Here is an 11,186-nt window from a genome sequence, read left to right as displayed (position 1 = left end):
GCGCTTAACCGGAAACTGTGGGATCGGGCTGTGATGAAGAGGCGGCGTCGTCGAGAGCGCCGGGGGAACGCCGGGAAACCTTGGGTCCCCCGCGATCTTGGTCGGCGGCGAGGCTTATCAGCGCGGTTTTGACATCGTCAAGCAAACGCGCCCATTCGCGTGTCCCCGTGCCGCCTCTGGCGATGAAGACATAGTCATGCGACGGGCGCGCATGAAGGGGCAGGACCAGCCGGGCGGCCTCGCGCAGGCGGCGCTTGGCGCGGTTGCGCTCGACGGCGCCGCCGATCTTCTTGGTGGCGGTGAAGCCCACCCGCACGGTGGGGTCATCATCGCCGCGCGGACGCATCTGGATGAACACCGCGCCGCGCGACAGGGCCGGGGCCTTGGCGGCCAGCAGGAAGTCGGGGCGCTTGCGCAGCCGCTCAAAGCGCAACGGGGCGAACTTGAGATCAGCCATGAAAAAAGCCGCCTTTCCGGCGAGAACCTGAAGACAGGTCTGTGGAAAAGGCGGCTTTGATCATCGTCTCGCCTCCCGAGGGAGGAAAGAGAATTAGGCGGTCAGGCGCTTGCGGCCCTTGGCGCGGCGACGCGCGACGACCTTTTGGCCGTTCTTGGTGGCCATACGCGCGCGGTAGCCGTGACGGCGGGCACGCACGAGCTTCGACGGCTGGAAGGTGCGCTTCACGACGTGGCTCCGAATAATAAACGTTGAACGCGGGCCGGGTGGCTCGCGAGTGAGGCGCGGTGGATAAAAGAACGCTGCGGGGATGTCAACCTGAGTCGGTTCAGAGGGTTAGATACTGGCCCCCTCCGGGCCTGCGGCCCTCCTCCCCCAGAGGGGGAAGAAGGATCACCGCCCACCTTCTTCCCCCTCTGGGGGAGGAGGGCGAAGCGCGGAGGGGGCAAGTATCACGGCGTGATCACCGCCTTGCCCACCACCTTGCGCTCGGCCAGCAGGTCGAACGCTTCGCGCCAGCGGTCCAGCGGCAGCTCAGCGTGGACGTGAGGCCGGATCACGCCCTCGTTGGCCATCGTCCAGATCGCGTCGGCGTTTTCGCGGCCCTTGTCGGGGAACTGGCGGCCGTACTCGCCCGCCCGCACGCCCATGACCGAGAAGCCCTTGATCAGCGGCATATTGACCGAGACGTTGGGAATCCGTCCCGAGGTGAAGCCGATCACCAGCAAGCGTCCGTCGAAGGCGATGCAGCGCACGCTCTCGTCAAACACGTCGCCGCCGACGGGGTCGTAGATCACGTCGGCGCCGTGGCCGCCGGTGATGGCCTTCACCTGCTCTCGGAAACCGTCCGTGACGTTGACGACTGCGTTGGGGGAATAGAGCGCCTTCACCTGCTCCAGCTTGGCGTCGGAGGCCGAGGCGGCGATCACCCGCGCGCCCAGCGCCTTGGCGAGGTCCACGGCGGCCAGGCCCACCCCGCCGGCCGCGCCATGCACCAGCACCCACTCGCCCGGCTCCAGCCGCGCGCGCCGCACCAGGGCGACATAGGCTGTGAGGTACGCCGCACCATAGGCGGCGGCCTCGGCGAAGGACAGGCGCGCGGGCTTGGGCTTGAGGGCCTGGGCCGACAGCACCGCGTATTCGGCGAAGCCGCCCAGCCGCGCACCGCCCACCACGGCGTCGCCGATCGTGAGGCCCGTCACGCCTTCGCCCACAGCGACCACCTCGCCGGCGAGATCAAGACCAGGGGTGAAGGGCAGGGGCGGCTTCAGCTGATACTCGCCGCGCGTCATCAGGAGGTCGGGGAAATTGACGCTGGCGGCGCGGACGCGCACCAGCGCCTCGCCCGGACCCGGCGTCGGCGTCGGAACCTCGCGGACCGCGCAGCCGGCGTAGTTCGGCGCGAGGTCCTCGACGACGAGGGCGCGCATGGTGGATTGCGGATTCAAGTTTCCATCCCAAACAAGCGTGTCATCCCGGCCGGACCCCGGCCTCGAGCCGGGGGTAGAGCCGGGACCCAGGGGGTGAAGAAGCGTCGTGCTTGCCGCCCCTGGGTCCCGGATAGCCTCTGCGAGGCTTCCGGGATGACACGGGAGCTAAGTGGCAATCAGAGCGTCCGCTTCTCGAACATCTCGCGCACCAGCCAGGCGATCTCGCGGCAGGCGTCGTCGGCGGCCGGGATCGCGCCGGTGAACGCGGTGAAGCCGTGGGCCAGGCTGTCATAGCAGCGATAGCTGACCGGCACGCCCGCCGCCTGCAGGCGCTTGGCGTAGCCTTCGCCCTGGTCGACCAGGGGGTCGAAGCCGGCGGTGGCGACCACGGCAGGCGCCAGGCCGGCGAGGTCGGCGGTCTTGTCGGGCGACAGGCGCGGATCGGCCGGGTCGGCGTCCGCGCCGATATAGTGGCCCATGAACCAGTCCATGGTCGCGCGGGTCAGCGGATAGGCGTCGGCATAGGTGGTCATCGACGGCGTCTCGCTGGCGACGTCCACGGCCGGATAGATCAGGATCTGGACGGCCGGCTGCGGCTCGCCCTTGCGCATCATCTCCTGGGCGACGATGGCCGAGAAGTTGCCGCCCATGCTGTCGCCGCCGATCGCCGGCGGAAGGGCCGCCGCGCCGAAGCGGGCTGTGTTGTCACGCGCCCAGCGATAGGCCGCCAGAACGTCCTCCAGACCCGCCGGGAACTTGTGGTCCGGGGCCAGGCGGTAGTCGACCGAGATCACGGTCGTGCTGCAGATGCTGGAGAGGATCGAGCAGAAGGCGTGGCAGGTCTCCAGATCGCCGATCACCCCGCCGCCCATGTGGGCGTAGACGATCAGCGGGGCCTTGGCGTCCGTCTGCGGCGGGCGATAGGCGCGGCAGGGGATGGGGCCGTTGGGGCCGTCGATCGACAGGCTCTCGGTGCGGACTTCCGGCTCCAGCGGACCCTGCACGGCGGCCAGGCCCTTGGCGCTGCCGGCCACGGCTTCGGCGGGGGACAGGCTGGTCATCGGCGGCAGCTTCTTGGCCGCGTGGGCGAAGAACTGGAAGCGCGGGTCCAGCGTGCGCCCGCCCTTGTAGACGACCCCGCCGCCCGACATCGCCCGCAGAATGGGGCTGGGCAGGGACAGGATCAGTTTCAGGATCGTCTTCTGGGCGGCGTCGGATGCCATGGTTCTTCCCCTGCTTTCTTGTTGTTCTCACGCGCTCAATAGCCGTGTCATCCCGGCCGTACCCCGGCGGAAGCCGGGGGGAGAGCCGGGACCCAGGGGCGGCGCGCACGGCGCTCCTTCACCCCTGGGTCCCGGATAGCCTCTGCGAGGCTTCCGGGATGACACCATGATGGTGGGGCCGAGATGGTCATGCGACCCTAAAGTTTCGGCAGGGCGGGAAGGCCGCCCAGGATCAGTTGAACGGCGAAATTGGCCGCGCTCTCCGTGTCGACGGGGCGGCGCTCCAGCATCTTCTCGCCGATCTCGCGGGCGACGGCGATGCAGGCGGTGGCCAGGTAGTCGAGGTCGACGGGCGGGGCGTGCTCGCGTTCCAGCACGCGGGCCAGGGCCTCGTGGACCTCGTCGAACACGGCCACGACCTCGGGGGTCGAGCGCGCGTGCGGCAGCGGCTCGCCCGGCGGCCGGTCCAGGCGCCAGGCCTCCTGCTCTTCGGCCACGAAGTTGAAATAGGCGAGGATCGCCCCGCGCAGGAACGACTCGAAGTCGGTGGCCTTCTCGGACTCGGCGCGCAGCAGCGGCCGGAAGCGGCGCGCGCCGTCGTCGGCCAGGGCGTCGAACACCTCTTCCTTGGACTTGTAGTAGTTATAGAAGGTGCCCGAGGCCAAACCCGTGCGGCGGATGATGTCGCGCACCGTGGCGGCGTCGTAGCCCAGCTCGCCGAACACCTCGCGCGCCGCGTCCAGGATCGCCTGGCGGTTGGCCGTCTTGGTGCGCTCCCGCTTGCCCGGCCGCTGGTCGATGTGGGGCTTGGGGAAGTAGGCGATGTTCGACATGGAAAACGACTCACGCTCGGGACGATCGTGACGCCCCGTCATGATCGTGGCCCTACTCGGGGGCGGGATGCAAGCGTTTGGCTTCGACCTTAGAAAGTCCGACCTCCCCGGCGAATGCCGGGGCCCAGATCTCGGAGTTCTGTCGTGATGGGAAAAGCTCTGAGTTTTTAGAATACACCCTTTGCGCCTTTCCATCTGGGCCCCGGCATTCGCCGGGGAGGTCGGAGACGAGGGAGGCCTCACAACGGTTTCACCGGCTGCTCGATGTCCCACACGGCCTCGGTGATCGCCTCCAGCTTCTCGCGGTACAGGGCGGCGGCGTCGTGGAGGCCCTGATTGTAGTAGTAGGGGCCCAGGCGCTCGCTGATGAAGTCCAGCAGGAACTCGGCGTCGAAGCCCCTCACCTCCAGATCAAGCTCCGTCCGCAGGTAGTCGGAGAGGCCGCCGGCCAGCTTGGCGCGGGTGTCCTTGTCGAAGGTGATCTTGGGCATGGGGGCTTTCTTTAGCGAAAAGGGATGGCTTACTCGCCCCCTCCGCGCCTGCGGCGCTCCTCCCCCAAAGGGGGAAGAAGGAGCAGCGCGTACCTTCTGCCCCCTCTGGGGGCGGACGACCACGCGGAGCGTGGTCAGGTGGGGGCCAGCAGCGTTTCCGATTGGTCCTCCGCTCGCGCCGGCACCGGCAGTTTCCCGCCCGCGCTGCGCGCCCGCGCCTCGCCCTTGGCGATCTCCCTCTTCAGGTCGGCGCAGTAGACGTTGAAGTCGACCTGGATGGTGTGCCGGGCGGAGTCGTAGAAGTGGCCGGTGTGCCGGTGCTCGTCCTTGGCGGTGATGCGGGCCATTTCGGCCGGCGGCGGCGGCGCGTACTTCCCGGCCAGATAGGCGGCCGCCAGCTTGGCCTGCTGCTCGGCGAAGTTCACCAGGGTCGGCAGGGGTTGGGCCAGGCCCATATAGAAGAGATTGGGGATCTCCGGCTTCATCATCCGCTTGAACAGCGGCAGGCGGTGATCGGCGTCGGGCAGCAGGGCCGGGTCGTCGAAGAACGGGAAGCTGATCTTGTAGCCGGTGGCGAAGACAATGGCGTCGACGTCCTCGACGCTGTCGTCAGTAAAGCGCACCCGCTTGCCCTCCAGCGCCTTGATCGCCGGCTTGAACTTGATGTCGCCGCAGCCGGCGCGGGTCAGGAACTCGCCGGAGACGCTAGGGTGGGCCTCCAGCGGCTCGTGGTCGGGTTTCGGCAGGCCGTAATCCTCCATCCGGCCGATGGTCTTCTTCAGCACCGAGCGCGACAGGGCCACGCCCAGCTTGCGCGGCATCCAGGCGGGCAGGGCGGTCTTGTCGGCGGGCTTGCCGTTCAGATACTTCGGGAACACCCACACCCCGCGCCGGGCCGAGACCCAGAGGTTCTTGGCGATCGGCCGCTGGGAGAGCTCGCTGGCGATGTCCATGGCCGAGTTGCCCATGCCGACGACCACCACGTTCTTGCCGCGCATGTCCACGGGATCGAAGGGATCGCAATAGGCGTGGGCGTGGAAGGCCGGTCCGTCGAACTCGCCGGGATACTCGGGCGTGCGCGGATCCCAGTGGTGGCCGTTGCAGACGAACAGGACGTCATAGAGCCGCGTCTCGCCGCTCGACAGGGTCACCGCCCACAGGCCGTCAGCGGTGCGCTTGGCGCTCTCGACCTTGGTGTTGAAGGTGATGGTCGGACGCAGGCCGAAGTGGTCGACGTAGTCCTTGAAGTACTGAAAGAGCTGCGCGTGATGCGGAAAGTCCGGCCAGTCCCTCGGCACGGGGAAGTCCTCGAACGCCAGCCGCCACTTGCTGGTGTCGATATGCAGGCTCTCGTAGCAGGCCGACATCCCATTGGGGTTCTTGTAGTACCAGTTGCCCCCGATCTCGTCGGACATCTCGAAGCAGTCGTACGGAATCCCGTAATCCTTCAACCGCTTGATCGTAGTGAAGCCGCTGCAGCCCGCGCCGATGACGCACGCCTTGGGGAGCCTGCCGGTCATGTCCCGCCCTCTGACTTATCGTTGTTCAGGTGAGCGTATCAGCGTTATACGAGGCGGCAAGTGGCCCTGACGGATCTTAGGCCCTTCAGGCCAACCCGGCAGGACAAAGGGGGCGGAGATCCCCCCAATCGGAGCGCCCATGATCACTCTCTGGCACTGCCGCGACGCCCGCTCCTTCCGCCCGCTGTGGGCGCTGGAGGAGCTGGAGCTGCCCTACGATCTCAAGCTGCTGCCGTTCCCGCCGCGCTTCCTGGCGCGCGAGTATCTGGATGAGAACCCGCTGGGCACCATCCCGCTGCTGGTCGACGGCGACACGCGGATGACCGAGTCGTCCGCGATGATCGAGTACCTGTCGATGCGCCACGGCGCGGGGCGGCTGTCGGTGCGGCCCGACGAGTCCGGCTACGGCGCCTATCTGAACGGTCTGCTGTTTGGCGAAGCGACACTGACCTTCCCGCAGACCCTGGTGCTCCGCTACACGCGGCTCGAGCCGGAAGAGCGTCGCCAGCCCCAGGTGGCCAGCGACTACGCCCGCTGGTTCCTGGCGCGGCTGAGGGGCCTTGAGGCGATCCTGGAACGCTCGGCCTTCGTGGCCGCCGACCGCTTCACCGGCGCCGACATCTCGGTGGCCTACGCGCTGCTGCTGGCCCAGTCCCTGAAGCTCGACGCCGATTTCCCGCCCGCCGTCGCCGCCTATTGGGCGCGGATGCGCGAACGTCCCGCCTTCCTGCGCGCCCAGGCGGCCCAGAAGGACGGACCGCCCAGCGTGTAGCGGGGCCTTATCGTCTTACGGTAAATTAACTGAGCAACCGTGGGTTTCTCGGCTAGAAGGCCGTCGGGCTTCCAATTTGGGCTGGGGATATGTTCGTGTTGCACGGGATCAACGGGCGTCGCCCCGGTTTGAGCGCGCTGGTCTTGGTCCTGGGCGTCAGTGCGATCGCCCTGGCCGGTTGCGGTGACAAGAAGGCCAAGGCCCCCAAGTCCGCGCCGTCCGCCTCGGCCACGGTCAGCGTTATCGTCGTCTCCAGCCAGCCGATCGCCCGCGAGATCAACGCCACGGGCACCATCTCGCCGTGGGAAGAGGTGCCGGTCGGCGCCGAGACCGGCGGTCTGACCGCCTTGGCCGTCAACGCCGAGGAAGGCCAGGTCGTCCAGGCGGGCCAGGTGCTGGTCAAGCTGAACGACACCCTGATCTCCGCCCAGCTGCGTCAGCAGGAGGCCAGCGTGGCCAGCGCCAAGGCGACCCTCGCCGAGGCCAACGCCGCCCTGAACCGCGCCCGCGAACTGCAGGCCAAAGGCTACCTGTCGCAAGCCGGTCTGGACACGGCCACGACGCGCCAGGCGACCGCCGCCGCCAACCTCGCCGCCGCCGAAGCCGGGCGAGGGGAGATCGCCGCCCGGGTGGCCCAGACGGCGATCCGCGCGCCGGTGAGCGGCCTGATCAGCCGCCGCAGCGTGACCAAGGGCCAGATCGTCAGCGCCGGCTCTGAGCTGTTCCGCATCGTCCGCGACAGCCGCCTGGAGCTGGACGCCGAAATCCCCGAGACCGACCTCGCCACCGTCAAGGCCGGCATGCCCGCGCGCATCTATTCCGACAAGGTCGGCGAGATGACCGGCCGGGTTCGCCTGGTGACCTCCGAGGTCAATCCCACCAGCCGCCTGGGCACGGCGCGCATCGCGCTGAGCGCCATGGGCGGCTTCCGTCCCGGGATGTTCGCCCGCGCCACGATCGACGCCGGCGACCAGCCCGCGCTGGTCGTGCCCAGCGCGTCGGTGCTCTACCGCGAGAACAAGCCGGGGGTGTTCGTGGTCGACGCGGCCCGGAAGGTCCACTTCCGCCGCATCACCATCCTGGCCACGACCGGCGACCGCATCGCCGCCAGCGGCCTGACCGCCGGTGACCGCGTGGTGGTCGAGGGCGCGGGCTTCCTGGGCGAAGGCGATCTGGTCCGCGTCAGCGGCGAGAAGACGCTTCCGCCCGCCACGACCGCCCGCTGAGGACGCGCCCCATGCGCAACATCTCCTCCTGGTCGATCAAGAACCCGATCCCCATCATCCTGCTGTTCCTCCTGCTGACCATCGCGGGGCTGGCGGGCTTCCGCAGCATGCGGATCAACAACAATCCCGACGTCGACTTCCCGTTCGTCGTCGTTACGGCCGTGCGCCCCGGCGCCGCGCCAAGCGAACTGGAGACCCAGGTCACCCGCCTGATCGAGGACTCGATCGCGGGCCTGGGCCAGGTGCGCCACATCAACTCCACCGTCGTGGACGGCGCCTCGACCACCTTCATCGAGTTCGAGCTGGGGGTGGACCACGAGCAGGTCACCAACGACGTCCGCAACGCCATGTCCAACCTGCGGGGCGCGCTGCCCCAGGACATGCAGGAGCCGATCGTCAACCGCATCGACGTCACCGGCGGCGGGCTGATCACCTATGTGGTCAAGGCGCCCTCCCTGACGCCGGAGCAGCGCAGTTGGTTCGTCGACAACGAGGTCAGCCGCACCCTGCTGGCCATCAAGGGCGTGCGGCAGGTCAATCGCCAGGGGGGCGTCGATCGCGAGATCGAGGTGGCCCTGGATCCCGACCGCCTGGCCGCGCGCGGCGTCACCGCCGCCGCCGTCAGCCAGGCCCTGGTCTCGTCCAACGCCGACCTGCCCGGCGGCCGGGTGACGGTCTCGGGCTCCGAGCGCGCCATCCGCACCCTGGGCGCGGCCGGCTCGATCGAGCAACTGCGTGAGACGCGCGTGCCCCTGTCGTCCGGCGGCACGGTGCGCCTGGCGGATCTGGGTACGGTGACCGACCACTGGGCCGAGCCCCGCTCGCGCGCCCGCTACGACGGCCAGGAGGTGGTGACCTTCAACATGGTGCGCGGCCGCGGCGCCTCGGAGGTCCAGACCGCCCAGAAGGTGCGCAAGGCGATCGAGAAGCTCGACGCCGCGCGGCCCGAGCTGGAAATCAAGGAAATCACCTCGAACGTGAAGTACATTGAGGAGAGCTATCTCGCCTCGATGGAAGCCCTGATCGTCGGCGCGATCCTGGCCGTGCTGGTGGTGCTGCTGTTCCTGCGCGACTGGCGCGCCACGCTGCTGGCGGCGGTGGCCATTCCGGCCTCGCTGTTCCCGACCTTCGCGATCCTGGCGCCGATGGGTCAGTCGCTGAACGGCATCACCCTGCTGGCCCTGTCGCTGACCGTCGGCATCCTCGTCGACGACGCCATCGTCGAGATCGAGAACATCGTCCGCCACATGCGCGGCGGCAAAAGCCCCTATTCGGCGGCGATGGAGGCGGCCGACGAGATCGGCCTGGCGGTGGTGGCCACCACCTTCACCATCGTGGCGGTGTTCGCGCCCGTGGGCTTCATGCCGGGCATCATCGGCAAGTTCTTCCAGGCCTTCGCCCTGGCCGCCTGTATCTCAGTGCTGTTCTCGCTGGTCGTGGCCCGTCTGCTGACGCCGCTGATGGGCGCCTACATGCTCAAGGCCGACGCCAAGCATGAGGACAAGGACCCGCCGTGGATGGGTCCCTATCTGAAGAGCCTGGACTGGGGCCTGAACAATCGCTGGAAGGTCCTGTGGATGGGCGTGCCGATGTTCGGCCTGTCGATCTACCTGGCCACCCTGCTGCCGTTCGAATTCCAGCCGCAGGTCGACCGCGGCCGGGCCGAGTTCTCGATCGAGCTGCCGCCCGGCGCCACGCTGAACGAGACCGACGCCATCGTGCAGCGCGTCACCCGCGAGCTGCGCGCCCGCAAGGAGGTCGTCAGCGTCTATGCGGCGGTTGGGTCGAACAACGCGGTCAACAAGGCCAGCGTCACCGCCGACCTGACCGACAAGGGCGAGCGGATCAGCCAGAAGGTGTTCAGCCGTCAGATGGTCGACCAGTTCGCCGCCATTCCCGGCGCGCGGATTGGGGCAGGCAGCAACAACGGGGGCGGCCCGTCGAACGGCGGCAGCTACACCCTGAGTCTCGTCAGCGATAACGGTCCGGCGCTCGAAGCCGCCGCCCGCAAGGTCGAGGCCGAGATGCGCTCGGTCCCGGGCCTGGCGCATGTGGTCAACACCGCCGCGATCGCTCGCCCCGAGATCGTCGTCACGCCCAAACCCGACCAGGCCGCCCGCGCCGGGGTCACGGCCGGCGCCATCTCGCAGGCCGTGCGTGTGGCCACCATCGGCGACGTCGACCAGAATCTGCCCAAGTACAATCTGGGCGACCGCCAGGTGCCGATCCGCCTGCGGCTGGACGAAAGCGCCCGCGCCGACATCGCCGTGCTGCAGACGCTGAAGGTGCCTTCGCCCAACGGGCCCGTGCCGCTGAACGCGGTGGCCGACATCCGCTTCGGCGCCGGTCCCTCGCAGATCGAGCGCCAAGACCGCGCCCGCGTCGCCACCATCACCGCCGAACTCGACGGCATCGTGGTGGGCGAGGCGGCCAAGCGTGTTCACGACCTGCCCTCGGTCAAGAACCTGCCCCCGGGCGTCAAGGAAGTGGCCGCTGGCGATGCGGAGTTCATCCAGGAGATGGTTACCGGCTTCCTGGGGGCGCTGATCACCGGCATCCTGCTGATGTATGTCGTGCTGGTCCTGCTGTTCCGCAGCTTCGCCCATCCGATCACGATCATGGTGGCCCTGCCGCTGGCCATCGGCGGCGCGTTCGGCCTCCTGGTGCTGGCCAAGTCCAGCTTCTCGATCTCGACCCTGATCGGGATCCTGATGCTGATGGGCATCGCGGCCAAGAACTCGATCCTGCTGGTCGAGTACGCGATCATGGCCATGAAGGAGCAGGGCATGGACAAGCGCACGGCGATCATCGACGCCGCCCACAAGCGCGCCCGCCCGATCCTGATGACCACGGTGGCCATGGGCGCGGGCATGCTGCCCACCGCCGTCGGCCTGGGCGCCGAGGTCGAGTTCCGCGCGCCGATGGCCATCGCGGTCATCGGCGGGCTGATCACCTCGACCCTGCTGTCGCTGCTCTACATCCCCGTGGTGTTCGTGCTGATGGACGGCCTGAAGGTCCGCGCCGAGCGGCTGATGGCCCGGGTGTTCGGCGGCCAGCACCACGTGGCGGCCAAGAAACCGCTCGTGGAGTAGAAAAGCCGACCTCCCCGGCGAATGCCGGGGCCCAGATCGAGCCCACCAACGCCCTTCGCTGGCTCTCGGCGGAGGGCGTTTTCACATCCAACTCACCGAATGAAGCTGGGCCCCGGCATTCGCCGGGGAGGTCGGAGGTTTT

9 protein-coding genes and 1 pseudogene are annotated in these 11,186 nt (G+C 68.4%); 3 read left to right on the top strand and 7 right to left on the bottom strand.

Annotated elements, in window-relative coordinates:
- Positions 1-4 precede the first annotated feature (4 nt).
- The 7 genes and pseudogenes from rnpA to CSW63_RS19275 all read right to left on the bottom strand — a co-directional run bounded on the left by rnpA (position 5) and on the right by CSW63_RS19275 (position 5,954).
- On the bottom strand, positions 5-457 hold the full coding sequence (gene rnpA / locus CSW63_RS19305; protein WP_062099564.1) for a ribonuclease P protein component: 453 nt from the start codon (positions 455-457) through the stop codon (positions 5-7).
- Between the two features lie 93 nt (positions 458-550).
- A complete protein-coding gene (gene rpmH / locus CSW63_RS19300) occupies positions 551-685 on the bottom strand; it encodes a 50S ribosomal protein L34 (RefSeq protein WP_004622337.1) in 135 nt (44 codons plus the stop codon).
- Between the two features lie 224 nt (positions 686-909).
- Positions 910-1,905, bottom strand: a complete 996-nt coding sequence (locus CSW63_RS19295; protein ID WP_168193693.1) for an NADPH:quinone oxidoreductase family protein — start codon at positions 1,903-1,905, stop codon at positions 910-912.
- A 158-nt stretch (positions 1,906-2,063) separates the two neighbouring features.
- A pseudogene (locus tag CSW63_RS19290) lies at positions 2,064-3,219 on the bottom strand (alpha/beta hydrolase).
- Positions 3,220-3,307: 88 nt separating this feature from the next.
- Positions 3,308-3,943, bottom strand: coding sequence for a TetR/AcrR family transcriptional regulator (locus tag CSW63_RS19285; RefSeq protein WP_062099561.1), 636 nt, complete (start codon positions 3,941-3,943; stop codon positions 3,308-3,310).
- Positions 3,944-4,182: 239 nt separating this feature from the next.
- Positions 4,183-4,434: a DUF2164 domain-containing protein gene (locus CSW63_RS19280; protein WP_062099560.1), complete on the bottom strand. Its 252-nt coding sequence runs from the start codon at positions 4,432-4,434 to the stop codon at positions 4,183-4,185.
- A gap of 134 nt (positions 4,435-4,568) precedes the next feature.
- Positions 4,569-5,954, bottom strand: coding sequence for an NAD(P)/FAD-dependent oxidoreductase (locus tag CSW63_RS19275; protein ID WP_062099559.1), 1,386 nt, complete (start codon positions 5,952-5,954; stop codon positions 4,569-4,571).
- 139 nt (positions 5,955-6,093) lie between these two features.
- On the opposite strand from CSW63_RS19275, the gene CSW63_RS19270 reads away from it, so the two are divergent.
- From CSW63_RS19270 to CSW63_RS19260, 3 genes are all read left to right on the top strand, one after another.
- Positions 6,094-6,726, top strand: a complete 633-nt coding sequence (locus CSW63_RS19270; RefSeq protein ID WP_062099558.1) for a glutathione S-transferase family protein — start codon at positions 6,094-6,096, stop codon at positions 6,724-6,726.
- 89 nt (positions 6,727-6,815) lie between these two features.
- Positions 6,816-7,952: an efflux RND transporter periplasmic adaptor subunit gene (locus tag CSW63_RS19265; protein WP_168193692.1), complete on the top strand. Its 1,137-nt coding sequence runs from the start codon at positions 6,816-6,818 to the stop codon at positions 7,950-7,952.
- Positions 7,953-7,963: 11 nt separating this feature from the next.
- Positions 7,964-11,044, top strand: coding sequence for an efflux RND transporter permease subunit (locus CSW63_RS19260; RefSeq protein ID WP_062099556.1), 3,081 nt, complete (start codon positions 7,964-7,966; stop codon positions 11,042-11,044).
- The last annotated feature ends 142 nt before the right edge of the window (positions 11,045-11,186 follow it).

The sequence above is a fragment of the Caulobacter sp. FWC26 genome (assembly GCF_002742645.2).
Classification (GTDB): domain Bacteria; phylum Pseudomonadota; class Alphaproteobacteria; order Caulobacterales; family Caulobacteraceae; genus Caulobacter.
The sequence above is the reverse complement of the archived record's forward strand: the minus strand, read 5'-3'. Positions and strand labels throughout refer to the sequence as shown.